The organism is Rhizobium hidalgonense, from assembly GCF_005862185.2.
Taxonomy (GTDB): domain Bacteria; phylum Pseudomonadota; class Alphaproteobacteria; order Rhizobiales; family Rhizobiaceae; genus Rhizobium; species Rhizobium hidalgonense.
In genome coordinates this window covers 681,430-707,057 of record NZ_CP054028.1, presented here as the reverse complement: position 1 = coordinate 707,057, position 25,628 = coordinate 681,430, and the positions used below count along the sequence as shown (strand labels likewise).

General features: G+C 60.9%; 25 protein-coding genes and 3 pseudogenes. 13 read left to right on the top strand and 15 right to left on the bottom strand.

The window, feature by feature from the left end:
- Window positions 1–861: 861 nt before the first annotated feature.
- The 5 genes from FFM81_RS24580 to FFM81_RS24560 all read right to left on the bottom strand — a co-directional run bounded on the left by FFM81_RS24580 (window position 862) and on the right by FFM81_RS24560 (window position 5,523).
- Window positions 862–1,941, bottom strand: a complete 1,080-nt coding sequence (locus FFM81_RS24580) for a quaternary amine ABC transporter ATP-binding protein (protein WP_003568815.1) — start codon at window positions 1,939–1,941, stop codon at window positions 862–864.
- Window positions 1,934–2,821: an ABC transporter permease gene (locus FFM81_RS24575; protein ID WP_025418659.1), complete on the bottom strand. Its 888-nt coding sequence runs from the start codon at window positions 2,819–2,821 to the stop codon at window positions 1,934–1,936. The genes FFM81_RS24580 and FFM81_RS24575 overlap by 8 nt, the downstream gene beginning before the upstream one ends.
- 197 nt (window positions 2,822–3,018) lie before the next feature.
- Window positions 3,019–4,020 carry an ABC transporter substrate-binding protein gene (locus FFM81_RS24570; RefSeq protein WP_138386076.1) on the bottom strand — a complete coding sequence of 334 codons (1,002 nt, stop codon included), beginning with the start codon at window positions 4,018–4,020 and terminating at the stop codon, window positions 3,019–3,021.
- A 67-nt stretch (window positions 4,021–4,087) separates the two neighbouring features.
- Window positions 4,088–4,882 carry a pyrroline-5-carboxylate reductase family protein gene (locus FFM81_RS24565; RefSeq protein ID WP_138386077.1) on the bottom strand — a complete coding sequence of 265 codons (795 nt, stop codon included), beginning with the start codon at window positions 4,880–4,882 and terminating at the stop codon, window positions 4,088–4,090.
- Between the two features lie 11 nt (window positions 4,883–4,893).
- Entirely contained in the window at window positions 4,894–5,523 is a 630-nt protein-coding gene (locus FFM81_RS24560) for a TetR/AcrR family transcriptional regulator (protein ID WP_003568819.1), read from the bottom strand.
- Between the two features lie 146 nt (window positions 5,524–5,669).
- Between FFM81_RS24560 and FFM81_RS24555 the strand changes: the two genes are divergently transcribed.
- From FFM81_RS24555 to gfa, 8 genes are all read left to right on the top strand, one after another.
- Window positions 5,670–7,706: an NADH:flavin oxidoreductase gene (locus FFM81_RS24555; RefSeq protein ID WP_138386078.1), complete on the top strand. Its 2,037-nt coding sequence runs from the start codon at window positions 5,670–5,672 to the stop codon at window positions 7,704–7,706.
- A 44-nt stretch (window positions 7,707–7,750) separates the two neighbouring features.
- Window positions 7,751–8,356 carry a dimethylsulfoniopropionate lyase gene (locus tag FFM81_RS24550; RefSeq protein WP_003568822.1) on the top strand — a complete coding sequence of 202 codons (606 nt, stop codon included), beginning with the start codon at window positions 7,751–7,753 and terminating at the stop codon, window positions 8,354–8,356.
- Between the two features lie 34 nt (window positions 8,357–8,390).
- On the top strand, window positions 8,391–9,140 hold the full coding sequence (locus FFM81_RS24545) for an electron transfer flavoprotein subunit beta/FixA family protein (RefSeq protein WP_173883841.1): 750 nt from the start codon (window positions 8,391–8,393) through the stop codon (window positions 9,138–9,140).
- 24 nt (window positions 9,141–9,164) lie between these two features.
- Complete coding sequence (locus FFM81_RS24540) at window positions 9,165–10,106, top strand: electron transfer flavoprotein subunit alpha/FixB family protein (protein WP_173883840.1); 942 nt, start codon at window positions 9,165–9,167, stop codon at window positions 10,104–10,106.
- Between the two features lie 15 nt (window positions 10,107–10,121).
- A complete protein-coding gene (locus FFM81_RS24535; RefSeq protein ID WP_025418665.1) occupies window positions 10,122–10,820 on the top strand; it encodes a dimethylsulfonioproprionate lyase family protein in 699 nt (232 codons plus the stop codon).
- A 96-nt stretch (window positions 10,821–10,916) separates the two neighbouring features.
- Window positions 10,917–12,044: an S-(hydroxymethyl)glutathione dehydrogenase/class III alcohol dehydrogenase gene (locus FFM81_RS24530; RefSeq protein ID WP_025416237.1), complete on the top strand. Its 1,128-nt coding sequence runs from the start codon at window positions 10,917–10,919 to the stop codon at window positions 12,042–12,044.
- A gap of 2 nt (window positions 12,045–12,046) precedes the next feature.
- A complete protein-coding gene (fghA, locus tag FFM81_RS24525; RefSeq protein ID WP_025418666.1) occupies window positions 12,047–12,883 on the top strand; it encodes an S-formylglutathione hydrolase in 837 nt (278 codons plus the stop codon).
- A 55-nt stretch (window positions 12,884–12,938) separates the two neighbouring features.
- Window positions 12,939–13,508 carry an S-(hydroxymethyl)glutathione synthase gene (gene gfa / locus FFM81_RS24520; protein WP_097534473.1) on the top strand — a complete coding sequence of 190 codons (570 nt, stop codon included), beginning with the start codon at window positions 12,939–12,941 and terminating at the stop codon, window positions 13,506–13,508.
- Window positions 13,509–13,799: 291 nt separating this feature from the next.
- Here the strand turns inward: gfa and FFM81_RS33160 are convergent, their stop codons facing one another.
- Window positions 13,800–13,931, bottom strand: coding sequence for a hypothetical protein (locus FFM81_RS33160; protein ID WP_281015832.1), 132 nt, complete (start codon window positions 13,929–13,931; stop codon window positions 13,800–13,802).
- On the opposite strand from FFM81_RS33160, the gene FFM81_RS24515 reads away from it, so the two are divergent.
- The 3 genes and pseudogenes from FFM81_RS24515 to FFM81_RS24505 all read left to right on the top strand — a co-directional run bounded on the left by FFM81_RS24515 (window position 13,924) and on the right by FFM81_RS24505 (window position 15,433).
- Complete coding sequence (locus FFM81_RS24515; protein ID WP_164895920.1) at window positions 13,924–14,220, top strand: ABC transporter permease; 297 nt, start codon at window positions 13,924–13,926, stop codon at window positions 14,218–14,220. The genes FFM81_RS33160 and FFM81_RS24515 overlap by 8 nt on opposite strands.
- Window positions 14,175–14,378 (top strand): annotated as a pseudogene (locus tag FFM81_RS24510) (proline racemase family protein); the annotation flags it as partial. The gene FFM81_RS24515 and the pseudogene FFM81_RS24510, both read left to right, overlap by 46 nt.
- Window positions 14,379–14,419: 41 nt before the next feature.
- Window positions 14,420–15,433: a GlxA family transcriptional regulator gene (locus FFM81_RS24505; RefSeq protein WP_025418668.1), complete on the top strand. Its 1,014-nt coding sequence runs from the start codon at window positions 14,420–14,422 to the stop codon at window positions 15,431–15,433.
- 7 nt (window positions 15,434–15,440) lie between these two features.
- On the opposite strand, the pseudogene FFM81_RS24500 reads toward FFM81_RS24505, so the two are convergent.
- The 3 genes and pseudogenes from FFM81_RS24500 to FFM81_RS24490 all read right to left on the bottom strand — a co-directional run.
- Window positions 15,441–15,593 (bottom strand): annotated as a pseudogene (locus FFM81_RS24500) (aminopeptidase P family protein); the annotation flags it as partial.
- A 4-nt stretch (window positions 15,594–15,597) separates the two neighbouring features.
- Window positions 15,598–16,686, bottom strand: coding sequence for an FAD-binding oxidoreductase (locus FFM81_RS24495; RefSeq protein ID WP_138384400.1), 1,089 nt, complete (start codon window positions 16,684–16,686; stop codon window positions 15,598–15,600).
- Window positions 16,676–17,929 carry an aromatic ring-hydroxylating oxygenase subunit alpha gene (locus tag FFM81_RS24490; RefSeq protein WP_138384401.1) on the bottom strand — a complete coding sequence of 418 codons (1,254 nt, stop codon included), beginning with the start codon at window positions 17,927–17,929 and terminating at the stop codon, window positions 16,676–16,678. Before FFM81_RS24490 ends, FFM81_RS24495 begins: the two co-directional genes overlap by 11 nt.
- Before the next feature lie 108 nt (window positions 17,930–18,037).
- Here FFM81_RS24490 and FFM81_RS24485 point away from each other — a divergent pair, with 108 nt between their 5' ends.
- Complete coding sequence (locus tag FFM81_RS24485) at window positions 18,038–18,925, top strand: LysR substrate-binding domain-containing protein (protein WP_003572924.1); 888 nt, start codon at window positions 18,038–18,040, stop codon at window positions 18,923–18,925.
- Between the two features lie 15 nt (window positions 18,926–18,940).
- Here the strand turns inward: FFM81_RS24485 and FFM81_RS24480 are convergent, their stop codons facing one another.
- The 4 genes and pseudogenes from FFM81_RS24480 to FFM81_RS24465 form a co-directional block, all read right to left on the bottom strand.
- A complete protein-coding gene (locus FFM81_RS24480) occupies window positions 18,941–20,593 on the bottom strand; it encodes an acyltransferase (RefSeq protein WP_138384402.1) in 1,653 nt (550 codons plus the stop codon).
- Between the two features lie 130 nt (window positions 20,594–20,723).
- Window positions 20,724–21,193 (bottom strand): annotated as a pseudogene (locus FFM81_RS24475) (cyclophilin-like fold protein).
- A gap of 14 nt (window positions 21,194–21,207) precedes the next feature.
- On the bottom strand, window positions 21,208–21,954 hold the full coding sequence (locus FFM81_RS24470; RefSeq protein ID WP_138384403.1) for an SDR family oxidoreductase: 747 nt from the start codon (window positions 21,952–21,954) through the stop codon (window positions 21,208–21,210).
- A 31-nt stretch (window positions 21,955–21,985) separates the two neighbouring features.
- A complete protein-coding gene (locus FFM81_RS24465) occupies window positions 21,986–23,173 on the bottom strand; it encodes an MFS transporter (RefSeq protein ID WP_138384404.1) in 1,188 nt (395 codons plus the stop codon).
- A 93-nt stretch (window positions 23,174–23,266) separates the two neighbouring features.
- Here FFM81_RS24465 and FFM81_RS24460 point away from each other — a divergent pair, with 93 nt between their 5' ends.
- Window positions 23,267–24,160 (top strand): LysR family transcriptional regulator, encoded by an 894-nt coding sequence (locus FFM81_RS24460; protein ID WP_138384405.1) that lies wholly within the window; start codon window positions 23,267–23,269, stop codon window positions 24,158–24,160.
- Window positions 24,161–24,311: 151 nt separating this feature from the next.
- Here the strand turns inward: FFM81_RS24460 and copD are convergent, their stop codons facing one another.
- Together copD and copC are read right to left on the bottom strand one after the other, a co-directional pair.
- On the bottom strand, window positions 24,312–25,205 hold the full coding sequence (gene copD / locus FFM81_RS24455) for a copper homeostasis membrane protein CopD (protein ID WP_138384406.1): 894 nt from the start codon (window positions 25,203–25,205) through the stop codon (window positions 24,312–24,314).
- A complete protein-coding gene (gene copC / locus FFM81_RS24450; protein ID WP_025418677.1) occupies window positions 25,202–25,567 on the bottom strand; it encodes a copper homeostasis periplasmic binding protein CopC in 366 nt (121 codons plus the stop codon). Before copC ends, copD begins: the two co-directional genes overlap by 4 nt.
- Window positions 25,568–25,628: the final 61 nt, after the last annotated feature.

The window sequence follows — 25,628 nt, the reverse complement described above, 5'->3', positions numbered from 1 at the left end:
ATTATCGACAGCTCCCATCCGATCAGTTTCGCAGCTCGAGGGCCGGAACTGGCAGAACTCGGAACGATAGGCAAGTCTTCACGCCACCGGCTATCGGTGATGAAACGATTACGCGAAAGGGCAAATTAATGGGTGTATCCGTGAGGCCACTAAAGGCTCATACGCGGCGATCTCGCCGCCAGGCTGAAGTTATGGAGAACGCCCCCGATCCGCGATCTGCGCAGTCGCCTGCCGAAGGCTCTATAGTGGACCGCTTATTGCCTTCGGCAGGCAGACAGGCATGCATACGCACGGGATGGTGTGCGTATGTACGATCCCTTCCATCCTTTGGGGGTGATGGATGAACGGGTTTGGCTTAAGGACCGCAAACCATCATGGCCTTGGTCGAAAACCATCTTATTGCACCGTGGCCATCGAGCAATTGTCGGCCCCCGATAAAGTCGACCAAGCGGCTTTTCGCGACGCAGTCTGGACTGGTTTTGCGCAAAATGTATAGGATAACGCTGGCTGGAGGCATGTTCGCGCCGCGGCTTGCACAAAGCGGACAGAGACCTCGAATGTCTCATCTGGCGCGCAGAAAGGGCCTGCTTGAGAAGCAGCGGGAGCGCTCCGGCGTCACAGTTCCAAGGTGGTCGCATACCGTCACAGAAGGCTAGGCGCTTTGGGGGAGCCCCCGATTTCTATGACATCGATACGCGACGCGCGCAATTCCTCAGCCAGCCAGTGTGATCGGGCAAGTCTGAAGAAGCCATTTGATATCAAGCGACTTCACGGTCCGACGGCGGCCGGCTTCCCGTTTCCCCAAATGGCGACATGATACCGGTGTCGCCAGCGAAACGGAAAGACGGCCGCATTTGAGCTTCAGAGGGCGACCGACAGGGCGCTGTCGCGCTCCGGAGCCATCTCGTGTGAGTTCACCATTGCACTGGCGAGCTGACGGAAGGTGACGAGCCCCAAGGTTTCACCGGAAGGCGAAACCACCCTGGCGTCGCCCTCTGGCGCCGATGACAGCATGCGGACGGCTTCTTCGACGGTCGTTCCCGCCACAATCGCCAGTCCAACCGGCGCCGCACCTGAGTGCAGCGGCGTCATCACGGCTTCGACATGGATGACTCGGCCGCGATTGACCTCCTTGACGAAGTTGGCGATGTAGTCGTCGGCCGGGCGCAGTACGATGTCCTGGCTGGTGCCCTGCTGGATGACTTCGCCGTCGCGCAGGATGGCGATCTGGTCGCCGAGACGCAGCGCCTCGTCGAGATCGTGGGTGATGAAGACGATGGTTTTCTTGATCTCCTTCTGGATATCGAGAAGCACTGTCTGCATGTCGGTGCGGATCAACGGGTCGAGCGCCGAATAGGCTTCGTCCATCAGAAGGACCGGGGCGTCGTTGGAAAGAGCCCTGGCCAGACCGACGCGCTGCTGCATGCCGCCGGAGAGCTGATTGGGATATTTCTGTTCGAAGCCCTTCAGGCCGACCCGCTCCAGCCAGCGCATCGCGACGTCGATGGCTTTCGGGCGCTCCATGCCCTGTACTTCAAGGCCGAAGATGGTGTTGTCGAGAACGTTCCGGTGCGGCAGAAGCGCGAACTTCTGAAACACCATCGCCGTCTGATGCCGGCGAAACGTTCGCAATTCCGTGTCGTTCATCTTCACGACATCGACGCCGTCGACCAGAACTTCGCCGGCGGTCGGGTCGATCAGACGGTTGATGTGGCGGATGAGCGTCGACTTGCCCGAACCCGAAAGACCCATGATGACCTGGATACGGCCGGAGGGGATCTCGACATTGATATCCTTCAGGCCCAGCACGTGACCGTGCTTTTCGTTGAGCTCGGTCTTCGACAATCCTTTCTTGACTGCGTCGACATGCGCAGCGGGATTGGGGCCGAAGATCTTGTAGAGGTGGCGGATCTTGATGCCGCCGAAACGTTGATCAGCCATGGACGATCTCCCGATGCTTCTGGAGCCTCTTGCCATATGCCTGGCTGACCCGGTCGAAGATGATGGCGATGCCGACGATGGCGAGGCCGTTGAAAATGCCTAAGGTGAAGTACTGGTTGGCAATGGCTTTCAGCACCGGCTGGCCAAGTCCCTGGACGCCGATCATCGAGGCAACGACTACCATTGCGAGCGCCATCATGATGGTCTGGTTGATGCCGGCCATGATAGTGGGAAGCGCCAGCGGCAACTGCACCTTGAAGAGCTTTTGCGCACTCGACGTTCCGAAAGCGTCGGCCGCTTCCAAAACGTCCTTGTCGACCAGCCTGATGCCGAGATCGGTCAGGCGAATCATCGGCGGAATGGCGTAGATGACGACGGCGATCAGTCCCGGCACCTTGCCGATGCCAAGCAGCATGACGACAGGAATGAGATAGACGAAGCTCGGCATGGTCTGCATGACGTCGAGGATCGGATTGACGACACGCTGCAGCCGGTCGGAGCGCGCCATCAGGATCCCCGTCGGAATGCCGATAGCGATGGAGAGCACGGTACAGACGAAGATCATCGAGACCGTCCGCATCGTATCGTCCCACATGTCGAAATAACCGATCAGCAGCAGGGTGACGAGACAGCCGAGGACAACCTTGAGGCTGCGGCTGGCAAACCAGGCGATGACCAGGATGATGGCCGTGATGATCGGCCACGGCGTCTGTGTCATGAAGCGGTCGGCAGCGATGAGAAAATGCTGCAGCGGGGAGAACAAGGTCTCGATGCCGTCGCCATAAGCGCGCGTAAAGCTGCGAAAACCATCATCGATCGCCTTCTTCAGATTGCGAAGAGCGTCGTCATCCATATGCGGGAATTTATAAAACCATTCCATTCGGGTCCCCTTTTTCTTTAAGAGCCGTGGCAGTCTTTTTGGTTTTGTCGGCGGCGAGAAGCGGTGCGCCTTTTGCGCACCGCGATAGTCGGATTTAAAGCATGATGCCGAAACTGGGCGGCTTTCTCATGCTCTAACGCTTCAATGGAGAACAGAAATCGGATTTCAGACCGAGCCCGGCCTGAAATCATCCAGTTCTAGAGGGCAGCTTCGATCTTCTTGGCTGCCTCCGGCGAGACCCACTTGGTCCAGATGTCCTTGTTTTCCTCAAGGAAGTGCTTGGCACCATCTTCGCCGGTCGCCTGGTTGTCGGTCATCCAGGCCATCAGCTTGTTGACCGTTTCATTGCTCCAGGAGCGCTTCGAAAGATAGTCCATGACCTCGGGGCCGGCCTTTTCCGAGAAAGGCTTTGCAACCAGGGTCACGACGTGATCGACCGGCCATGCATTGGGCTTGGGGTCCGGGCAATCGGCGACAGTGTTGCAGCGCTTCCATTCGGCGGCATCGTTCGGCACGCCGGCTTCGAGCTTGACCATCTCGTATTTGCCGAGCAGCGCGGTCGGCGCCCAGTAGTAACCGGCCCAGCCAGCCTTGCGTTCGTAAGCCTTGGCGATCGAACCATCGAGACCGGCAGCCGAACCGGTATCGACGAGGGTAAAGCCGGCCTTGTCGGCGCTGAAGGCCTTGTAGAGCTGCGTGGTGACGACAGTGCCGCCCCAGCCCTGCGGGCCGTTGTAGATGGCACCCTTCTTCGCGTCTTCAGGATCGGGGAAGAGTTCCGGATGCTTCAGCACGTCGCCGATGGTCTTGATATCGGGATGAGCCTCGGCAAGATATTTGGGAATCCACCAGCCCTGTACGCCGCCATCCGGCAGCGGCGAGCCGACCTGAACGATGCGGCCTTCTTCGGTGCCCTTCTTGACGACGTCGGGCAGCAGGTCGATCCAGGCTTCGGGCGCGATATCCGGCTGGCCCTTTTCGGCCATGGAGGTGATCGTCGGGACGGTGTCGCCGACGGTGATGTCGGCACTGCAGCCATAGCCTTCGTTCAGGATGAACTTGTCCAGGTTGGAGAGAACTTCGGCGCTCTGCCAGTTCATGCTGGCGATGGTGACGCTGCCGCATTCGGCGGCGCTGGCGTATGACGCGCCGCCGATCAGGCCGAACGTCAAACACGTCGATGCAAGTAATTTCTTCATTCTCGTTCCCTCTGTTTAGCGGCTTGTCGTGTCGAGCGGGGTGCCGCAGTGCCCGCCCCAACGGTTGTCAGGAAGCCTTTCCCATACTCACCGATCTCTCAAATGCTGCAGACAACCCCTTGGCGACCGAAGCGTCGAACCCCGCTGCGCGCATGCCTTCGATGGCTGCTGCGGTGGTGCCGCGATAGTCGAGAAAGGCCCGAACGATATGGTCTGGAGATTCGTCGTGGCGCTCCAGCAGGCGACCGGCGCCTGATATCACGGTGCTGACGGCGCGGCGCGCAATCTCTGCCGGCAGGCCATGGGCAACAGCGTCGCGCATCATGGCGGCCGCCAGCAGTGCCGGGAATGCCGGTCCGGATCCGGAAAGGCCCGTCAGGTAATCGATGTCGCTTTCCCTTGCGACTTCGTCCTCGGATCCGCATGTGCTGAAAATTGCGCGGACGATGGCGCGGTCTTCTTCGGTGACCTCGTTCGTGCCGATCCAGGGCGTATAGGATTTTGACACTTCAGCAGCAGCATTCGGAAGGGCGCGGACGATGCGAGCAGTCTTGTGGCGTTGGGAAAGAGCGGTGAGGCGAATGCCCGCCATGATCGATATGACGAGCTTGCCTTTGGCATCAACCGCAAGGGGATGCCAGTCGGTGGGGCGGATGGAGAGAAGGATCAAGTCGGAGCGGTCGGCAAGCGCCTGATTGTCGGTCGTCCAGAAAGAATTCGGAAAATGGGCTGGGCGATCGCTACGATAGGAGAGCGAGAGATTTCGAGCATCGACCAAGCCGGCATCGAGGATCGAGCCAGCGATTGCGCCGCCAAGCCAGCCGCCGCCGCCAATGATGCCGATCCTCAAGGAAACGCTCATCCGGGCCTCCTCTAGCCGGGCCGATGGCCATGCCGGGAGAAGAAGCGATCAAGCTCCCTCTGCTGCGGCACTTCGCCCGTGTAGATCGCAATATACTCCGGAATCCGTTTCATGCGGACGGCAATATCCTCCCTTGACTGCATGGAAATGTAACCGATCTGAACGAGGTAAGTTGTTCGCGCTCTGACATCCGATGTCGTTTCTGGTAAGCCGAACCGCATAAACATGCGCTTGAGCGCCTCCAGCCGGATCTGATCGGCCTGCTGGACCTCTGCGAGAAGCTCGTCGGATTGCAGCGCCCAGCTGCGCACGGCAAATTCGAATTTCGCGTCGAACAGATCATTGTCGAGCCAGCAATCGAAGACATTGAGCATCGCTTCGGCCAGCGATTCCGCATAGGCTTCCGACCGCTTGACAATATTGCCGGTGTTTTTGTCGCGCCATAGCGCCACGAGCGCGCTCAGCAGTTCCTCCCGATCCTTGAAGAACCAGTAGAAGCTCGTGCGCGAGAGATTGAGCTTCTTGGCCAGCGGCAGAATTTTCACCGAATCTACGCCGGAGTCCAACAGAGAGTGATAAGCTGCCTCCAGCCATCCCTCTTGCGATCCGCGCCAGCCGGTGTCGTTCAAAGACTGATCCATGCGTTATCTCCTATCAAATTATGAGGCCGCGCACAAGGAAAATGTACATTGGTGTCGAAAACGATGACTTAACTGTTTTCCACGTTGACACCTATGTACATAGCGCCTAGCGTCTCCCTCGATGTTTTAATCCGGAACCACGGCCCATGTCGAACGATCCCCTTCTGCAGCCCTATCAGCTCAAGCATTTGAAGTTGCGCAACCGTATCATCGTAACCTCTCACGAGCCGGCCTATCCGGAAGACGGCATGCCGAAGGGAAAATATCGCGCCTATACGGTAGAGCGCGCAAAGGGCGGGGTGGCTTTGACGATGACAGCGGGCTCGGCGGCCGTCTCCAAGGATAGCCCGCCTGTCTTCAACAACCTGCTTGCCTATAAGGACGAGATCGTTCCCTGGATCAGGGAGATGACCGATGCCGTGCATGAAGAGGGTGCGGCAATCATGATCCAGCTCACCCATCTTGGCCGGCGCACCCGCTGGGACAAGGGCGACTGGCTGCCGGTCATTGCCCCCTCGCATCATCGCGAGGCTTCTCACCGCGCCTTCCCGAAGAAGATGGAAGATTGGGATATCGAGCGCATCATCAAGGATTTCGCCGATGCGGCCGAGCGCATGAAGGCGGGCGGCATGGACGGTGTCGAACTGGAGGCCTACGGTCACCTGATCGACCAGTTCGTGTCTCCGCTCGCCAACGAACTCGACGGTCCCTATGGCGGCTCGCTGGATAATCGTCTGCGCTTCTGTTTCGATGTGTTCAAGGCGATCCGCAAAAGAGTGGGCGACGATTTCATTCTCGGCCTGCGCTATACCGCCGACGAATGTCTTCCCGGCGGCACCGGCAAGGCCGAAGGGATCGAAATCTCCAGGCGCCTGAAGGAAAGTGGCCTCATCGATTACCTGAACGTGATCCGCGGCCACATCGATACCGACGCGGGTCTCACCGACGTGATCCCGATCCAGGGCATGGCGAATTCGCCGCATCTCGACTTCGCCGGCGAAATCCGCGCCGCGACCGACTTTCCGACCTTCCATGCGGCGAAGATTCCTGATGTCGCCACCGCCCGCCACGCAATTGCCGCCGGCAAGGTCGACATGATCGGCATGACCCGCGCCCACATGACCGACCCGCACATCGTCCGCAAGATCATCGAGAAGCGGGAAGAGGATATTCGCCCCTGCGTCGGCGCCAATTACTGCCTCGATCGCATCTACCAGGGCGGAGCCGCCTACTGCATCCATAATGCTGCGACCGGCCGCGAATTGACCATGCCGCATATCGTCGCGAAGGCCAACGCCAAGAAAAAGGTCGTCATCGTCGGCGCCGGCCCGGCGGGTCTGGAAGCGGCGCGCGTCGCTGGAGAACGCGGCCATCAGGTCGTGGTCTTCGAAGCGGCGAACAATGCCGGCGGACAGGTCCGGCTCACTGCCCAAAGCGAGCGCCGCAGGGAAATGATCAGCATTATCGACTGGCGCATGAGCCAGTGCGAGAAATACGACGTCACCTTCCACTTCAATACATGGGCGGAAGCCGGCATGATCGAAGCCGAGCGCCCCGACGTCGTCATCGTCGCGACCGGCGGCTTGCCGCATACCGAGGTTCTTTCGCGCGGCAACGAACTGGTGGTCTCTTCGTGGGATATCATCTCCGGTGACGTGAAGCCTGGCACCAACGTGCTTGTTTTTGACGATGCCGGCGACCATGCCGGTCTACAGGCGGCGGAGTTTCTTGCCAAGGCGGGCGCTAAGGTCGAGATCATGACGCCGGACCGGTCCTTTGCGCCCGAGGTCATGGCCATGAACCTGGTGCCTTATATGCGCTCTCTCCAGAAGCATGACGTGACCTTCACGGTCACCTATCGTCTGGAGGCCGTCGAGAAGAGCGGTAACCAGCTCGTCGCCCATGTCGGCAGCGATTACGGCGGGATTGCCAAGCAGAGCAGCTTCGACCAGATCGTCGTCAATCACGGGACCATCCCGCTCGATGAACTCTATTTCGAGCTGAAGCCCAGCTCTAGCAATCTCGGCGAGATGTCGTACGACCAGCTTCTTTCGGGAGAGCCGCAGTCCGTCATGCGCAATCCCGAGGGCAGGTTCCAGCTGTTTAGGATCGGCGATGCTGTCGCTGCGCGCAATACGCATGCCGCCATTTATGACGGCTTGCGCATCGCCAAGGATATATGATTGCAGGAGCGGCCGCTCGTCGGCCGGTCATTTCGGGGGGTGATATGAGTTTACGCGAGGAAAGCCTCCAGTCTTTCGTGGATGCCGCGTCTGTTGCTTTCGATCGGTACGCGAAGGCCCCGGAGGCCCGGCGCTCGATCCGCCAATTTTTTGCGGCGCTGGAGCAGCCGGGGGTCGCGCGTGTGGGCGAGGGACGCCGGTTGCCCGTCTGCGCTGAGCTTGATGTGGCGCTTGCGGTTGATCCCTCGTACGATCCTTCGCTGGCGCGGTTGATTGAGGCGTTCAAAGGCATCGAGCCGATGCTTGAATGGCGCCGACGCACCAAGTATGACCACACCGCCGGCGACAATTTCGTCGATGGCCACGCCAATGCTATGCTCATCGGCCCGGGAGGATTGGAGGAGCGGAGCGACCTTTGGTTGGGTGTGACATTGCTGGCGCCGCACGTGCGCTATCCCGATCACGACCACCCGCCGGAGGAAGTTTATCTGGTGCTTTCCGAGGGAGAGTTTCAACAGGGGGAGGGGGACTGGTTTTCGCCTGGTATCGGCGGATCGTTCTACAATATCCCCGGGATCAAACATGCCATGAGGTCGGTGGATACACCGCTCTTCGCCTTCTGGGCGCTGCTTTCCGAACGGCCGCACTGATGGCCGGCAGTCTAGAAATAAAGGGGTTTTGCAAATGAAGGTTCTCGTGCCAGTCAAACGGGTTGTGGACTACAACGTGAAGATCCGGGTGAAGCCGGATGGTTCCGGTGTCGAGCTTGCCAATGTGAAGATGTCGATGAACCCGTTCGACGAGATCTCGGTGGAAGAGGCGCTGCGGCTGAAGGAAGCCGGCAAGGCCGAGGAAGTGGTGGTGGTGTCGATCGGTCCTGCCAAGGCCGAGGAGACGCTGAGGACGGCGCTGGCCATGGGCGCCGACCGGGCGATCCTGGTCGAGACCGACGATGCGGTCGAGCCGCTGGCCGTCGCCAAGATCCTCAAGGGTGTGGCCGATGCCGAACAGCCGGGTCTTGTCATCGTCGGCAAACAGGCGATCGACGACGATTCGAACCAGACCGGCCAGATGCTGGCAGCACTCCTGGGCTCGGCCCAGGCGACCTTCGCCTCGAAGATCGAAATCGGTGACGGCAAGGCTCAGGTCACCCGCGAGGTCGATGGCGGCCTGCAGACGATCGAGATCAAGCTGCCGGCGGTGGTCACATCCGACCTTCGCCTGAACGAACCGCGTTATGCCTCGCTGCCCAACATCATGAAGGCGAAGAAGAAGCCGCTCGACAAGAAGAGCCCGGCTGACTTCGGCGTCTCCATGACGCCGCGGCTGAAGGTGCTGAAGACCGAGGAGCCGAGTGGCCGCAAGGCCGGCGTCAAGGTCAAGTCGGTCACTGAGCTTGTCGACAAGCTGAAGAACGAAGCCGGCGTGCTTTAAGGCTGGGAAAGAGAGAACAACATCATGACCATTCTTCTTCTGGCCGATCACGACAATTCGAGCCTTTCCGACCAGACCGCCAAGGCACTGACGGCCGCTTCCCAGATCGCCAAGGGACAGGCGAGCGATATTCATATCCTCGTTGCCGGCAAGGGCGCCAAGCCTGCGACCGATGCGGCGGCCAAACTCTCCGGCGTCACCAAGGTGCTGCTGGCCGAAAGCGACGCGCTCGCCAACAATCTGGCCGAACCGCTGGCCGATCTGATCGTCTCGCTTGCTGCCGGTTACGACACGATCATCTCTGCCGCCACCTCGGTCGGCAAGAACGTGCTGCCGCGCGTCGCCGCCCTGCTCGATGTCGCCCAGGTCTCGGAGATCATCGAAGTCGTCTCCGCCGATACGTTCAAGCGGCCGATCTATGCCGGCAATGCCATCCAGACGGTGCAGGCAAGCGATGCCAAGAAGGTCATCACCGTGCGCACCGCCTCGTTTGCTTCGGCATCTGAAGGCGGCTCGGCCAGCGTCGAGGCGGTCCCGGCGGTCTCCAATCCGGGTCTGTCGACTTTCGTCAAGGACGCGCTGTCGGCTTCCGACCGTCCGGAACTGACCTCGGCGAAGATCATTCTCTCCGGCGGAAGGGCACTCGGTTCGGCGGAGAAGTTCAAGGAAGTCATCCTGCCGCTGGCCGACAAGCTCGGGGCTGCCGTCGGCGCATCCAGAGCCGCCGTCGATGCCGGTTATGCGCCGAACGACTGGCAGGTCGGCCAGACCGGCAAGGTTGTGGCGCCCGATCTCTATATCGCCGCCGGCATCTCCGGGGCCATCCAGCATCTGGCCGGCATGAAGGACAGCAAGGTGATCGTCGCGATCAACAAGGACGAGGAGGCGCCGATCTTCCAGGTCGCCGATTACGGCCTGGTCGCCGATCTGTTCGAGGCGCTGCCGGAATTGCAAAAGGCGCTCTAAGCGAGGGGACTGAACGTGGCGCGCGCGGTGGGACGTCCAATCAAACGTGGGGCCGATCTTCTTCTGAACGACGAGGAAAAGCCGGCCTATATCAGGCTGCACGACATCGGCAGGGAAAGGCGTCCTCGGCCGCTGCAGGAGTTCCTCAACGACGTCGGCGGCCTGATGCTGTCGGCCGACGCCCCTGCCGTCGCCAGTTTCGTCGCCGGCAAGGTTCTGCAGAGGCTGCTCAAAACAGGCAAGGTGCGCCCGCTGGAGGGTGGGCCTCTTCCCGGTGCGCCGGAGGGGCTGGATGACGCCATCGGCCATCTTGCCAAATCGGGACGGAAATACGAGGCGATTGCCGGGCAATTCAGAAGCCTTGCCGACAGCCTGCTCTGGCGACGCGGCCGTTCGGGTCCGTTTGCAAGCCTGAATTTTGGCAACACCCATTCTCATGCTGTTGTGGTCGGTCCCGGGGGCATGGAGGAGCGCGCCGACCTCAGGGTCGGGGTGATCTATATGGACCGCTACACCCGGTTTCCCGATCATGTTCAGACGCAGCCCCGCGCCTTCCTTCTGTTTTCGCCGGCTGAAATCTGCCTTGGCGATTCCCAATGGTTTTCTGCCGCCACCGGCACAGTCTTTGCTAACGATGCAGGGCAATCCTTCGCGATTAGATGCACGGCAAAGCCGCTTCTCGCGGTTTGGTGCCAAGTTGAGCCGGAGACGTGATGGGGTGATCTTGGCAGCGATCGGCTAAGGCCGGTCAAGAGGCCAGTCTATTCGAGCATATAGCAGTCAGAATTCGATTTGAGGAAGGATATCGAAATGGACGTTCGCGCCGCCGTAGCCGTTCAGGCCGGCAAACCGCTGGAAGTGATGACCGTGCAGCTGGAAGGACCGCGGGCCGGTGAAGTGCTGGTCGAGGTCAAGGCGACCGGCATCTGCCACACCGACGATTTCACCCTGTCAGGTGCCGATCCGGAAGGCCTGTTTCCGGCCATCCTCGGCCATGAAGGCGCCGGCATCGTCGTCGATGTCGGGCCGGGTGTCACCTCGGTGAAGAAGGGCGATCACGTCATCCCGCTCTATACGCCGGAATGCCGCGAATGTTATTCCTGCCTGTCGCGCAAGACCAATCTCTGCACAGCGATCCGCTCGACCCAGGGCCAGGGTCTGATGCCGGACGGCACCTCGCGCTTTTCGATCGGCAAGGACAAGATCCATCATTATATGGGCTGCTCGACCTTCGCCAATTTCACCGTGCTGCCGGAAATTGCCCTTGCCAAGGTCAATCCCGACGCCCCCTTCGACAAGATCTGCTACATCGGCTGCGGTGTCACGACAGGCATCGGCGCCGTCATCAACACCGCCAAGGTCGAGATCGGTTCGACCGCCATCGTCTTCGGGCTCGGCGGCATCGGCCTCAACGTGCTGCAGGGCCTGCGGCTTGCCGGCGCCGACATGATCATCGGCGTCGATATCAACCCGGACCGCAAGAAATGGGGCGAAAAGTTCGGCATGACGCATTTCGTCAATCCGAAGGAGGTCGGTGACGACATCGTTCCCCATCTCGTCAATATGACCAAGCGCAATGGCGACCTGATCGGCGGCGCCGACTACACCTTCGACTGTACCGGCAACACCAAGGTCATGCGCCAGGCGCTGGAAGCATCCCACCGCGGCTGGGGCAAGTCGATCATCATCGGCGTTGCCGGCGCCGGCCAGGAGATCTCCACCCGTCCGTTCCAGCTGGTCACCGGCCGCAACTGGATGGGCACTGCCTTCGGCGGCGCGCGCGGCCGCACCGACGTGCCTGACATCGTCGACTGGTACATGCAGGGCAAGATCCAGATCGACCCTATGATCACCCACACCATGCCGCTCGACGACATCAACAAGGGCTTCGACATGATGCACAAGGGCGAAAGCATCCGCGGCGTGGTGGTCTACTAAGCATGAAAACCATCTCGACCGAGAAGTCTCATGGCGGCACTCAAGGGGTCTACGTCAGTCGCTCCGAGGCCTGCGACTGCGACATGACCTTTGCTGTCTTCGTGCCGCCGCAGGCGGCTAAGGGCAATTGCCCGGTTCTCTGGTACCTGTCCGGCCTGACCTGCACCCATGCCAATGTCATGGATAAGGGCGAGTATCGGCGGCTTGCCGCCGAGCTCGGACTGATCATCGTCTGCCCGGATACCAGCCCCCGTGGCGACCATGTTCCGGACGAATCCGACAATTGGCAGTTCGGCAAGGGCGCCGGCTTTTATGTTGACGCCACCCAGCCGCCGTTTTCGGCGAATTACCGCATGTACAGCTACATCACCGAGGAGTTGCCGCGGCTGCTTGCCGCGGAATTTCCCGTCGACATTGGCCGCCAGGGGATGTTCGGCCACTCGATGGGCGGCCATGGTGCGATCACCATCGCGCTCAAGAATCCGGACCGCTTCCGAAGCTGCTCGGCCTTTGCGCCGATCAGCCATCCCTCGGTCTCCGGCTGGTCGAAACCGGCCTTGCGGAAATATCTCGGCGCCGACGAGGCGACCTGGCGGGCCTATGATTCCTGCTCGCTGATCGAAGACGGGCATCGGTTCCCCGAACTCCTCGTCGATCAGGGGACGGCCGACAACTTCCTGGAGGACGGCTTGCGTCCCGATGAACTCAGGCAGGCCTGCGAAGCGGCGGGCATAAATCTACGTCTCCGCATGCAGGAAGGCTACGGCCATTCCTACTTCTTCATTTCGACATTCATGGAGGACCATCTGCGCTGGCACGCGCAGAGGTTGGGGAATTGATTGCAGAGCTTGGCCGGGCATAACGCAAACGGCCAGGGAGGGAAGGAGAACATCAATGAGCATAGCCATTCACCCGGCAGTGGATTCAGGCTTTCGAGCGACTGACGCTGCTTTTGCCGGCGGGACGCTGGTGTGCAAATGCACGAGCAACCCTGTCAAGGTCAGGATCAAGGGCGACATCGCCCACAACCACGCCTGCGGCTGCACCAAGTGCTGGAAGCCGGAGGGTGCCGCCTTCTCGGTTGTAGCGGTGGCGCCGACCGAAAGCGTCGAAGTGCTCGAAAACGGCGACAAGCTCGCTGTCGTCGATCCTGCTGCCCTGATCCAGCGACATGCCTGCAAGGAATGCGGCGTGCATATGTATGGGCCGGTCGAGCGCGAACATCCGTTCCAGGGATTGTCCTTCGTCCATCCGGAACGCTTCCAGGAAACCGGCTGGGCAAAGCCGACCTTTGCGGCCTTCGTATCGTCGATCATCGAAAGCGGCTTCGATCCGTCGAAAATGGACGCGGTCAGAGCACAGCTGAAGGCGTCGGGCCTCGAGCCCTATGATTGCCTCTCGCCCGGCCTGATGGACTACATCGCAACCTGGACCGCCAAGAAAAGTGGCGTTCTCGGCGCGTAGCTCTTCGGGGAGCGCCTAACGGGCGCCCCCCGATGCCGCCGCCATTCGCAATCGGAGCCTTCGCGATCGCCGGTGCCCCGATATAGCGGCCGGTCAATATTAGCCCTGCTCAGCGGCGTCGCAATGGCGCTGTGTTTTCGTGGGGCTTGGCCGAGGACGATGGGCACTTTGGTGCTAACTGCGGTCGCCATCGCCGGCTTCCACCACCTTCGATCGCTTCTTGGAACCGGTCTCGATCTGATCAGGCGTTTCCGCCCTACACTGCCTGCTGCCGGCGATTGCCCTGCTCGGCTATGGGTAGACCACGCCGCCGATCGCGACCACGATCGTCGCAGTGCCGTGGCAAGCCGCCTGATCTCGCTGGACAAAGGAGTTCACCGAACTTGAAGAGGCGCTCGGGATGGTGCCAGCAAAGATGTTCATCAAGATCCGCCTCCTCTTTCCGCTGCCGAGCATCATGCCAGGCACAAAACGGAGCCTGATGATGGCCTTCGGCATCATTGTCGCCGGTATCGGCGGCTCGACGGCTCGGAGGGGCGATCCCCACGGCGCGATCAGGACACTCGACATCGCCACTCCAATCAATGGAGCGATCGCTGTCGTGATACTGACTATGGTGGTTGACCGCATAACGCAGAGTGCCGCTCGATTTTGGGAACAGAATGGAAGGGGCGGCTCGACGTCAGGTCGAGATACCGTCATGAAAGCCTGATCGGAACCATTTTCGAAGGCCGGGTCGAGGCCGAGGCAAGGATTGGACTCTATGGCGGGAGCCTTCCAAACATCGGAGCCTGGGCGCGCGTCATCGGCCACAACACCATTTTTTTTGACGACCGTGATCCGCCATCACACGGTTTTCAAATTCGATGAGCGCGTTTTTCCGAGTTTTAAGAGGCGGCGAGGAGATGACTATGCGACCGGAGCAGCATCGGCAGGGAGACGGCGTCGCGAAATCCGGTGCCCGGCTCAAGGTAGGGTTCGTGCTGTCGCGGTCGTTTACGCTGTCGGCCTTCGCACTCTTTGTCGACACGCTGCGCCTTGCCAGTGATGAGCAGGATCGGTCCGGACGGGTGCTTGCCGACTGGCAGGTGATCGGCAGCACGCGGCATCTGATCACTTCGAGCTGCGGCGTCCAGGTTGCTCCGACCTCCGATTTCGTCGATCCGTTGAAATTCGACTACATCGTCGTCGTCGGGGGGCTTCTGACGGTGGAAAACCCTGTCGACCAGCAGACCATCACCTTTCTCAAGCAGGCGGATGCCAAGAAGGTGCCGCTGATCGGCGTCTGCACGGGATCGTTCATTCTTGCGGCGGCGGACCTGATGAAGCGGCACGAGTCCTGCGTGAGCTGGCTGCATTACAAGGAGTTTCGCGAGCGGTTTCCTGACCTCGGCGTCCGTTCCGATCGGCTTTTCAATCTCGATCGCCAGCGCGGATCCTGCGCCGGCGGCAGCAGCGCGGCCGACATGGCGGCGTTGCTGGTCAGGAAATATATCAGCCGGGATGCCGAGCGAAATGCGCTTGAGGTGCTTCAGATCGAGAAGGCCCGGGCGCCGGCGGACATACAGCCCCGCCGTCCGCTGTATGACGACTATGACGACGCCCGCGTAAAGGCGGCGATGATTACGATGGAACAGTTCGTCGACGGCAGCATATCGATCCAGAAGCTTGCTGCCATGGTTGGCCTGTCACGGCGGCAGTTGGAGAGAATATTCATCGACAAGACGGGAATGTCTCCCGCCAAGGCCTATAATCGGGTCCGCATGGAGCGGGCAAAATCGATCCTGGTCCAGTCAAAAGCGCCGCTGATCGAGATCGCGCTTGATGTCGGCTTCGAAAATGCCTCGCAGTTCACGCGAACCTTCAAGCGGACCTTCGGGCAGACCCCGTCGCAGCATCGCGCGGCGGCTTCAAGAGCACACTGAGCACGCTTCAGATCTCTTCCCACGGGAAGCTGTCCAGCCGCTCCGCGCCCTTGTCGGTGATCAGGGCCTGGGTTTCCAGTTTGATGCTCTCCGAGCCGGCCTCGGCGATCAGGCTTTCGAGGTTGAGCACCATGTTCTCCTCGATGACGCCGCTGAGGTGTCGCTCAGCGTTCGATGACGAGATCGCTGAGCGGCTTCGAGCAGCAAGGCAGGAAAAAGCCGGCGTCGATCTCGCGTTGCCGGATACCACCATTATGGTTCATCTCCACCGAGCCGGAGACAAGCTTCGACTTGCAGGTCCCGCAGACCCCGTTCGAGCACGAGGAAGGCAGGCGGACGCTGCCCTTCTTTGCCGCGGAAAGCACCGTCTGGGCTGACGGGACTTCCAAGGTCTTGTTCTGTTTCGAGAATTCGACCTGGAAAATCCTCGTCACCGGCTGTGCTTCGACGTCGAGGCCTGGCTCGTCGATGACCGCGGCGTCGAAGCTCTCTTCGATATAGCTTTCTGCGGGGACGCCGAGAGCAGCCGTGATCGAACGCGCCGCTGCCATGAACGGCGCGGGACCGCAGCACATGACGACGCGTTCGGCGATGTCGGGAACGGCAAGCTTGAGGAATTCCGGCGAGATCCGGCCGGTCAGCCCCGGCCATGATAATTCGCCGGCGACCGTCTCGGGAAGAAACTGGAGGCGCAGTCCCTTCATCCTCGCTGCGAGCCCCGAAAGGTCATGGCGAAAGATCAGATCGGCCGGCGTTCTCGCCGCATGCAGGAAGACGATGTCCGACGCTTCGTAGCGGTCTGCCAGATCACGCGTGATCGACATGACGGGCGTGATGCCCGAACCTCCGGAGAGCAGCAGAAGCTTGATCTTCTCGCCCTTGGGCCGGATGAAATGACCGAGCGGTCCCTGACCCTTGGCGGTCATGCCCGGAGCCATGTGGTCGTGGAGCCAGTTCGATATCCTGCCGCCGGGCACGCGCTTGACCGTCACCGTAAAGGCGTTGCTTCGGTGGGGCGACGACGAGATGCTGTAGCATCGCGCCTCGCCATCCGAACCCGTCGGGAAGTCGAACAGAAAGTATTGGCCGGCATCGAAATGGAAATGCTTGCCTTCGGGCGACGCGAACGTGAAGCTTTTCACGTCATGCGTCTCCTGATGGACGTCGAGACAGACGAGGGTCTCGTCGGTCTCCGGATCCCAGACCTGCCGCGCGCTCTGACCTAGACGCATGGATGTGAGATCAATACCCATGAGCGCGCATCCGGTCGATGTACCAGGTGGCGAACTTGTCGAGGTTCGTCTCGGAGAAGCGGGAATAGGGCCCCGGCTGATAGGCGGGATCGAGAGCGCCGGCATGGGAACGGGCGACGAGGTCGGCGTCCTGGTCCGTTGTTGCGATCCAGACATCCGTCAGCTTGTCGAGGTCGTAATCGGCCCCCTCGACGGCGTCCTTGTGCACCAGCCACTTGGTCCTGACCAGCGTCTTGCCTGCCGAGAGCGGGATGACGGTTGCCACGACCGCATGGTCGCCCATGAAGTGGTTCCAGCTGTTATGACCCCAGAGATGCATGTCGCCGAGATCCTTGCGGGTCATCTGCCCGAGGAGCTTGGAGGATGCAGCGGTGGCGTCGTGGGTCTGGGATTCGCCGGCGCCTGCTATGATCAGCCGCTGGGTGCGGAAGTTTGTGGCGCAGCCGGCGAGCTGCTCGATGGCAGCCGAGGGGAAACCGTCAGCCTCCCACGCCTGCGTGCGCTCCTCGTAAAGGCGGAAGTGCTCCTCTGCCTGCTCACGGTCTTCCGGGCTCAGCGTTTCGGGATCGAAGCCGAAGTCGAGATCGACGAAGGAGACGCAGAGTTCCGGGTGGTTGGCGGAGCAATGGTAGCATTCGCGATTGTTCTCCATGGTCAGCTTCCAGTTGCCGTCCTCGATGACGTCGGTCTGGTGAGCGATCTTGGCATTGCGGATGTCATAGGGCGCGAGACGCTCGACCATGGCCTGTTCGAGGCCGGCAATGTCCTCGGGCGGATTGTCGGAGAGGCAGACGTAGATCAGTCCGCCGATCGATTTGAAGGTGACCGGTTTCAGGCCGCGACAGTCCTTGTCGAAATCCTTGCCCATATGGGGGGCATAGCTGAGTTCGCCCGTCAGCTCATAGGTCCAGGTGTGGTAGGGACAGACGAGCTTCGAAACGATCGTCTTGCCGGGATTGAGAAGGCGGGAGCCGCGATGGCGGCAGACATTGTGCAGCACGCGGATTTCGCCGTCGTCATTACGCAGGAGGATCAGGCTCGTCTTGCCGATATCGATCACCGTGGCGTCGCCGGGTTCGGCAACATCACAGTCGAGGCCGACACAGATCCAGTGATTGTGGAAGAAGACGTCGATGTCTGCTTCGAACACGTCTTCTCTGGTGTAGAGGCCGGCCGGCAGCGAGTGACCATCGGCACGGGCTTCGAGAAGGGCTGAGATGGAAGATGGAAGCCTGTTTAGCATGAGAACCTCTTATGTGAGTTTCCCTAGATTGCGCTTGCAGAAGCGGGCTTTCAACGGCATAAAAAATCACGCTCGCATAAGATTTTCGCATGTGAAAAGGCATCCGAGATGCAATTTCGAAGACGGCTTCCGTCGCTGACCGCGCTGGTGACCCTGGAGGCGGTGCTGCGCAGGAAAAGCTTCACCCTGGCGGCGACGGAGCTCGGTGTCACCCAAGCGGCGGTCAGCCGGCAGATTGCCTCGCTGGAGGAGGAACTCGGCCAGCCCCTCTTTGTGCGCAAGCACCGGGCAATCGATCCGACGGCAGCATGCATCAGCCTCGGCGCGACGCTGGCAAAGAGTTTCGCCGATATTGCCGAGAGCGTGGAGGCGATCCAGTCGCGCAGCCAAGACGTGGTGACGATCGGGGCAACCGTTGCATTCTCTTCTTTCTGGCTGCTGCCGCGGCTCGCCGAATTCCGCCGGGCCAATCCAGGCATACTGGTGCGGGTGATATCGCAGGACAGTCCGATTGCTCTCGATGGCGCAGAGGTCGATGTGGCGGTCCGCTACGGCCTGCCGCCCTTCAGCGATGGGACGGTCATCGCCTCGCGCGGCGACGTCATTTCCCCCGTCTGCTCTCCGGATTATCTCAGGCGTCGGGGAGGTGGTCCGCTCGGCTCGTCGGACGAATTCATCGAAACGGATGTTGTCGACCGTTCCTGGTACAACTGGTCGCAATGGGTATCGTTCACCGGCGCCAATATCGAGGTCAAGCCGTCGCTGCGGTTCAGCCATTATACCGAGACCATTGCCGCCGCACGCGCCGGGCAGGGGATAGCGCTCGGATGGCGCATGCTGGTCGACACCTTTCTCGAGGACGGAACCCTGGTGCGCGCTGGGGAAAGCGAACTTGCCGCGGAAGGGCATTACAACGTGATCGTGCCGGTCAAAGCCAAGCGGAGCAATGCCCGCGACCTTGCTGCCGCCTGGCTGACGGCATCCCTGCAGGGGTGATCGCAGAAACCGAAATTACAAACCCAACCCGGGCGTTGCCGTCCGGTGCACGCCTTTGGGAATGAAGGCGAAGCGATCTGCCAGGCCGAGGAAATCGGCCGCCAGGTGAATGACCGAAAGCCACATTTCCGTCCCCTGCAGGCTGGGTCCGCCACCATCGGCGAAAGGAAATCCCTCGCCGTCCCGCCATCTGTCCTGCGCCCTTGAGATAAGATTGCGCGCAATCGTCTCTCCATCGGCTCGCCTGTAGTCGGTCTGGCGGGCAATCAGCAGCAGAGGGTGGATCGTATCGAGCAGGTTGCAGGCATTGTATTTCTCGGCAGCGAAGCCCTTGTGATTGCGATAGTTCAAGTGAACCGTTTCGAGCGAGGCATGCGGGTGGGGAAGCGCAACGCCGAACTGAGCGTAGGTGCCGCGCGTCAGGCGATAAAAGCCGTTCACCGGCTGCAGCCATCCTTCCCGAGCGGTCGGTTCGCCCCAGAGGCCGGAGACGCTGTCGGCGTGCCGTCTCAGCCACTCGAAAAGCGCCTGCCGCGGATGCCGAATGCCAAAATACTTCGCATTGAAGTACATAGCGGTTCCGATGGCATCGACCACGCTGCCAGCATGCCAGGCCCTGCTTTGCCAAGGCAGGGCGCTGAGCCATAGGTCGAGATCCCGAGCATCGAGCAGGGCGGCCCGGACAGGTTGGCGCGGGCTGGAACCGAGCAGCTCAAGCGCATATCCAACCGAAAGGACGTTGTAGAGCGCCTTCGGATCATCCCTCAGGGGCTTGTCCGGTACGCGTGCATGCTCGTCCGGGAAAAGGCCGGTCTCCGGTTCCTGGAGATTTTGGAGACGCTCGATGGTCTCCGACCGGTCGATGCCTGGCGGCAGGTGGCCGAAGCCGGCGGCAATTTCGATCGCGTCGCACAGATGCCGGATCGCCGGCCTCCTGGTGCCGTCCGCTTCCAGCGATTCATAATTTCCGGGGGTTTTCCACCGCGCAAGAATATCCGGCCATTGTTCTTGTGCCCTATGCCCGAGCTTGAGCAATTGATCTTCGGTGTCGCCCATGCCGGATTTCTTCGCCGCCGAGCCCCGGCCTCGCAGCACCTTTGCCGGAACGCCGCCGGCAATCGCCATAGCGGGAATATCCCCGGTGACGACTGCCCCGGCGGCGATCACGGCGCCATTTCCTATCATAGCGCCATCGAGGATCACGCAATTGGCGCCGATCCACACATCGTCACCGATCGTGATGCCGATGCTGACGACGCCCTGGCGGTGTATGGGAATATCTGGGTCGTCGAAGCCGTGATTGAAGCCGACGATCGATGCGTGCGAAGCAATGCGCACGCCATTGCCGCAAGTGACCTTGCCGGAAACGCAGGCGTAAGGGTTGATGGAGCAGTCGTCACCGAGGATGACATCGCCGCGCACCAGCGCATGCCCCGCAATCCACGACCGCTCGCCCATCGTCAGGCTTTCGGTGAAGATTGCGGCATTCTCGGCGATGTAGGACGTTTCGGCCAGCGCAGCGCCGCATGACCGCCGAAGCTCCGCCTTGCGAGAGAGGTGCGCGGGATGATGAAGATCCGATGCGATGCGTTCCCAGGAAAGATATTGCAGCCTGCGCGCTTCCCTCTCTTCGCTCACCGATGCCTGCGGGCTGTTGGCGTGATCCATCCTGATCCTCATTCCCGGATTTGACCGCCTTATTCGTCTGCCTGCAGCGGTCCGTTGGTTCGCGGCATCAGACAGCGGGCGTCATTCGAAAGCAAGACTCTCCGGTCGGTGGCACCCTGCGGGCCTGACGTCAGACGCGTTCGATGTGCACCGGGTATTCGCCCCGCACCAGTAGCGGGGCAAAATCGTTATCAAAGCGGCCGAGCCGGATCAGTCCGTCCCAGCGGTAATCCGCGTAAAACAGGGCGAGATTGCCCCACGGCTTGAAATAGCAGAGATCGCCCGGCTGTTCGTTGCTAAATGGGCCGCTGCCTTTTTCCGTCAGTTTGTGCGGCAGATGGACGATCTTCTCGTTCCTGCCGTAGTCCTCGATCTTGAGGTCCAAGGGGAGCATGGATGCAAGATCGCGCGCGGAGGGGTTGTCGTAAAGCGTCGCAGTCAGGGTCAGATCGTTGAATGTCATCCTGATCTTGACATCGATGGGTTTCTGGCTGGCTGGTCGCGGCCTTCCTCCGCGCTTGTCAGGAGCGGCATTGCGCCAGCCGCCAAGGCTCCGCTCAACAGCGTGCGGCGGCTCATGCGCCGGGATGTCGTAACCATGGCGCGTCCTTCCGTTAGACCGACTGAGCCGTGGGCCGGAAGAGGATTTCGTTGATGTCGACATCATCCGGCTCGCTCACCGCGAAGGCGACCGTTCGGGCAAAGGTGTCCGCACCGATAGCGATCCTGCTGACGAACTCCTGTGTGCCGGCTTGGATGTCTTTCTCACTGATATGCTCGATCAGCTCGGTTTTGACTGCGCCGGGCGAGATGATCGTCGTGCGGATATTGTATGGCTTCACTTCCTTCCGCAGCCCCTCCGAAAGCGCGCGCACGGCGAATTTCGTGGCGCAATAAACGGTGGCACCCGGGTCGACCACATGGCCGTAGACGGAGGAGACGTTGATGATGTGCCCGGATTTCTGCGCCTTCATGTAGGGAAGCGCTGCTGCGATGCCGTAGAGCACCCCCTTGATATTGACGTCGATCATGCGATCCCACTCATCGATCTTCAGCCGTTCGAGCGGCGCAAGGGGCATCAGCCCCGCATTGTTCAGCATCACGTCGATACGGCCGAAGGTGTCGATGGCCGTGTCGACGAGGTTCTTGACCTGATGTCGATCCGTGACGTCGGTCTGGACCGCCTTGGCCTTATGGCCCCTGGCGGTCAGTTCTTCGGCCAGCGCCGCGATGCGGTCGGTTCTGCGGGCGCCAAGGACTACCGAAGCACCGCGCTCGGCAAGGTGGCGCGCCGTGGCTTCGCCAAGCCCGCTGCTTGCGCCGGTGATGACGACGACTTTGTTTTCGATCCCTTGGGACATGGTGATCTCCTGTTTTGAAAGTTCGGAAGGTTCAGGCACGGCGGCCGGCAAGGGCCGCGAGAACAGCCGAGCCGGCAAGAAGGACGGCGGCCAGCAGGAAGGTGCTCCACCATCCCGCAGTGTCGAACAATATGCCGCCGGCAAAGGCGCCGCCGGCGATGGCGAACTGGATCAGCGCTACTTGCAGCCCGCCTGCCGCTTCCAGTTCACCGGGGACAATGGCAGCCATCCAGGTATTCCAGGCGATCGGGATCGGGGTCGAGAAAAATCCCCACATGACGAGCAGAGAGGCTGTCACCACCGCAAACGGCCCGAGAGCGATCAGCAGCAGGGCAAGGATCGCAAGGGCCGCCGGCAATCCGACAAGAACGGGGAGGAGGTGCCGCCTAGCGGCAAAGCCGATGACCGAGGTTCCAACCAGGCCGCCGACGCCCAGGCCGAGAAGTACGGTGGACAGAAGGTTCAATTCCAGTCCCGTGACGCCTTCGAGAAACGGACGAAGGTAAATGGACAGTGCGTTCTGGCCGATGAAGGCGAGGCCGGTCGCCGCCATTCCAATCGCGAATGTGCGGTTGCGCAGCAGGCCGAATATTCTGGTCACCGAGACGCTCGCCGTTGCGGGCATCGCCGGCAGGACGACCAGTTGCCAGATAAGCGCCGCAATTCCGATGGGTATGGTGACGAAGAAGGTTCCGCGCCACCCGATCAGCCCGCCGAGGAAACTGCCGAGCGGCGCGGCAAGGACGAGCGCGAATGCGGTGCCGCCCTGAAGCAGCGCTATGGCCTTGGGCAGATCACGGCTCGACGCCAGGCGAGCCAGAATTGCCGTCGACAGCGACCAGAAGCCGCCGATCGAAATGCCGATCAAAGACCGCCCGACGAGGAAGACAGTGAAGTTCGGGGCCAGCGCAACCGCCAGGCTCGATACAACAAGAATTGCCGTATAAAGCAAGACGACAGACTTCCGGTCGGTCTTTCCCAGGAACGCATTGCCGAAAAGGCTGGTGATGACCGCGAAGACGCCGGATACGGTGATCGCCAATCCGGCCTGCCCCTCCGACACCGACAGTTCCGCGGCGATCGGGGTCAGAAGGCTCACCGGCAGAAATTCCAACCCGACCAGAAGGAAGGTGAGGAGCGACAGACAGGTCACCGCGGCCCACCGGGTTGCCGCGCTCTCGGTCATCGAGGTCTCGTCCAATGTCAGCTCGATCGTCATCCATACTCTCCTGTCTGTTGCTTAGAGATAGCCGGGCTGGTTTTGCGCGACTAGGAGCTATAATCTGAATGCCGTGATGCAGGAGATTCAACAATGCGACGTGATGAGTTCACGGAAATGCGTGCGTTTCTCGAAGTGGCGCGAGAGCGGAGTTTCACGCGCGCGGCATCGAAGCTTGGTGTCACGCGATCGGCCTTGAGCCACACGATCAGCGCGCTCGAAGCAAGGCTCGGCGTCCGGCTTCTGTCCCGCACCACGCGTGATGTGGCGCCAACGGTGGCCGGAGAGCGTCTCGTGGAAAGCATTCAACCCCATTTCGAAAGCATCGCCGCCGGCATCAGCGCCGTCAGTGCGCTGCGTGACAAGCCCTCGGGCGAAATCCGGATCGTGTGCCCCGACGACGCCGTCGAACTGGTCTTTCGTTCGAGGCTGCCGGCCTTTCTGCGTGATTACCCGGATATCGCCGTGGAACTCATCGTCGACAACGGGTTCACCAATATCGTCGAACGCCAGTTCGACGCCGGGGTACGGCTTGGCGAAGCGATTGCACGCGACATGGTGGCCGCTCGCATCGGCCCCGACGTCTCCTATGCCGTGGTCGGATCACCGGAATATTTTGCGGGTCGCACCGCGCCTTTGACCCCGCACGACCTGACGGACCACAATTGCGTCAACCTGCGGCTTCCAACGTCAGGCGGGCTCTATGCCTGGGAGTTCGAGAAGGACGGTCGCGAATCCAGCGTCCGTGTCGAGGGGCAACTCACCCTGAGCAACATAGGATCAGCGATCCATGCCGCTCTTGATGGTGTCGGGCTGGCCTATGTGCCGAGGGACCTCGTCCGACCATATGTCGACAGCGGCCGGTTGCAGGAAGTACTCGCAGATTGGGCGCCAACATTTCAGGGGTATCATCTCTACTACCCCAGCCGGCGCCATCCATCGCCTGCCTTCTCTACCTTCCTGGAAGCCTTCCGATACCGGCGTTGACAATCTTTTGAGGCGATTGCCACCGTGGTCGCATGCTTGCTGTCGCTTCACACGGATGGCCGCAATAGGGGCCGACAGCCGGCGGCGCGGGCGTTCCCAAGCCCCGCGTAAAGAAGCTTCTCGAATATCCTCGTCGAACCACAGGAGTGGTTTAGATGGCAACCGGCTCCAACGTGCCGAACCATGCCACCAGGCCGATGATCGCAAGCGCCAGGACGATTTCGACAGTGGTTCCGATCCTGAGTGCTGCCACAGATCCGTGAGGCCGGGAGAGCTTTGGCACGAGCACATACCTGTTGAAGATCGCCAGTCCGATCATCGACAGGACGAGCAGGATCTTCACGGAAAGCAGAAGCTGATAGTCAACGGACCAGTCGAGCGGGAAACCGCCGATGATCAGGAACATGTTGGCGATGCCGGAGATCAACACCACACTGACCGCGACGTGGCCCGCCGTGGAGAAACGGATGAGCGCCGTCGTCGCGTTACGACCGGCCTGGCGATCGGACAGCAGCGGCAAAATCAACGCGACCGGGATCAGCGCCCCAAACCAGGCGCCTCCCGCCAGCACGTGGATGATATCGTTGCCCCGATGCAGGGCGCGAAGCCAGCCGGTGTTCATGGCGGCATGGCCGCTCGCGGCAAGACCGGCCAACAGGAATCCCGCGGCGATCGTCATGGTAGCGGCCCGCAATCGCATGGGGGCCGCGACGTATGTGAGAAAAACAAAGGCGGCTCCCGCCGCCTGCCAGATCCAGGCAGTGCCGATCGTCGTGCCGGAAATAATATCCAGCATTGCATTGAAATCAGATGCATACGCCCAGTCTCCATTGAGGATCGCGGACCTGAAGGGGAGGGCAAGGACCGTGGCGGAGAGAATGCAGCCGATTGCAAGGGCTCGAAGCCGATATTGCCGTGTCCAGATATTCCCGGAAAGGGATGCGGGAACGAGCAGCCACAGATATGCGGAACTGCCCCATAGATACAGGGCAGCGATGTCCAGGAAAAAGCGGCAAGCGATATAGGCTGTCTCGGGCGTGATCACGGCTTGACGGTGAAGGTATAGCTGCCGTTGGTCTTGTGACCATCGGTCGAAAGCACATGCCAGTCGACGGTGTAGTCGCCTGGTGCCAGCGTTGTGGAAACGGGGACCGTCAGGACCTTGCCATCGTCCTTCAGCCCGGCTTCGCCAAGCTTGATGTCCTTCTTGCCCGGGTCTGTGACCTTTACGCCGCTGAACTTGAGATCAAGTTCTTCGGTGAAAGTCAGGTCGAGTTCGCCGGGAGAGACGACGGACGCCTTCTCGGCTGGGCTCGAAGTTTTCAGGTGGGCGTGAGCCAAGGCATGGCCGGTGGCCGCGGCCGTCACGATCAGTGCAATGGATGCGATGCGGGGGAGTTTTGACATGGTCATCTCATTTGTTTCCTTTGAAGTTGCCAGTCGGAGTGGTCGTTTGTCAAAGTTTCGC

Coding starts and splice junctions, on each gene's coding strand:
- FFM81_RS33160 (WP_281015832.1), bottom strand. CDS start 13,931: ATGAACATCTTTGCTGGCACCATCCCGAGCGCCTCTTCAAGTTCGGTG.
- FFM81_RS24565 (WP_138386077.1), bottom strand. CDS start 4,882: ATGAGCGTTTCCTTGAGGATCGGCATCATTGGCGGCGGCGGCTGGCTT.
- FFM81_RS24540 (WP_173883840.1), top strand. CDS start 9,165: ATGACCATTCTTCTTCTGGCCGATCACGACAATTCGAGCCTTTCCGAC.
- FFM81_RS24470 (WP_138384403.1), bottom strand. CDS start 21,954: ATGTCCCAAGGGATCGAAAACAAAGTCGTCGTCATCACCGGCGCAAGC.
- FFM81_RS24550 (WP_003568822.1), top strand. CDS start 7,751: ATGAGTTTACGCGAGGAAAGCCTCCAGTCTTTCGTGGATGCCGCGTCT.
- gfa (WP_097534473.1), top strand. CDS start 12,939: ATGAGCATAGCCATTCACCCGGCAGTGGATTCAGGCTTTCGAGCGACT.
- FFM81_RS24545 (WP_173883841.1), top strand. CDS start 8,391: ATGAAGGTTCTCGTGCCAGTCAAACGGGTTGTGGACTACAACGTGAAG.
- FFM81_RS24570 (WP_138386076.1), bottom strand. CDS start 4,020: ATGAAGAAATTACTTGCATCGACGTGTTTGACGTTCGGCCTGATCGGC.
- copC (WP_025418677.1), bottom strand. CDS start 25,567: ATGTCAAAACTCCCCCGCATCGCATCCATTGCACTGATCGTGACGGCC.
- FFM81_RS24460 (WP_138384405.1), top strand. CDS start 23,267: ATGCGACGTGATGAGTTCACGGAAATGCGTGCGTTTCTCGAAGTGGCG.
- FFM81_RS24480 (WP_138384402.1), bottom strand. CDS start 20,593: ATGGATCACGCCAACAGCCCGCAGGCATCGGTGAGCGAAGAGAGGGAA.
- FFM81_RS24530 (WP_025416237.1), top strand. CDS start 10,917: ATGGACGTTCGCGCCGCCGTAGCCGTTCAGGCCGGCAAACCGCTGGAA.
- fghA (WP_025418666.1), top strand. CDS start 12,047: ATGAAAACCATCTCGACCGAGAAGTCTCATGGCGGCACTCAAGGGGTC.
- FFM81_RS24555 (WP_138386078.1), top strand. CDS start 5,670: ATGTCGAACGATCCCCTTCTGCAGCCCTATCAGCTCAAGCATTTGAAG.
- FFM81_RS24575 (WP_025418659.1), bottom strand. CDS start 2,821: ATGGAATGGTTTTATAAATTCCCGCATATGGATGACGACGCTCTTCGC.
- FFM81_RS24560 (WP_003568819.1), bottom strand. CDS start 5,523: ATGGATCAGTCTTTGAACGACACCGGCTGGCGCGGATCGCAAGAGGGA.
- FFM81_RS24515 (WP_164895920.1), top strand. CDS start 13,924: ATGTTCATCAAGATCCGCCTCCTCTTTCCGCTGCCGAGCATCATGCCA.
- FFM81_RS24505 (WP_025418668.1), top strand. CDS start 14,420: ATGCGACCGGAGCAGCATCGGCAGGGAGACGGCGTCGCGAAATCCGGT.
- FFM81_RS24490 (WP_138384401.1), bottom strand. CDS start 17,929: ATGCTAAACAGGCTTCCATCTTCCATCTCAGCCCTTCTCGAAGCCCGT.
- FFM81_RS24580 (WP_003568815.1), bottom strand. CDS start 1,941: ATGGCTGATCAACGTTTCGGCGGCATCAAGATCCGCCACCTCTACAAG.
- FFM81_RS24485 (WP_003572924.1), top strand. CDS start 18,038: ATGCAATTTCGAAGACGGCTTCCGTCGCTGACCGCGCTGGTGACCCTG.
- FFM81_RS24495 (WP_138384400.1), bottom strand. CDS start 16,686: ATGGGTATTGATCTCACATCCATGCGTCTAGGTCAGAGCGCGCGGCAG.
- FFM81_RS24465 (WP_138384404.1), bottom strand. CDS start 23,173: ATGACGATCGAGCTGACATTGGACGAGACCTCGATGACCGAGAGCGCG.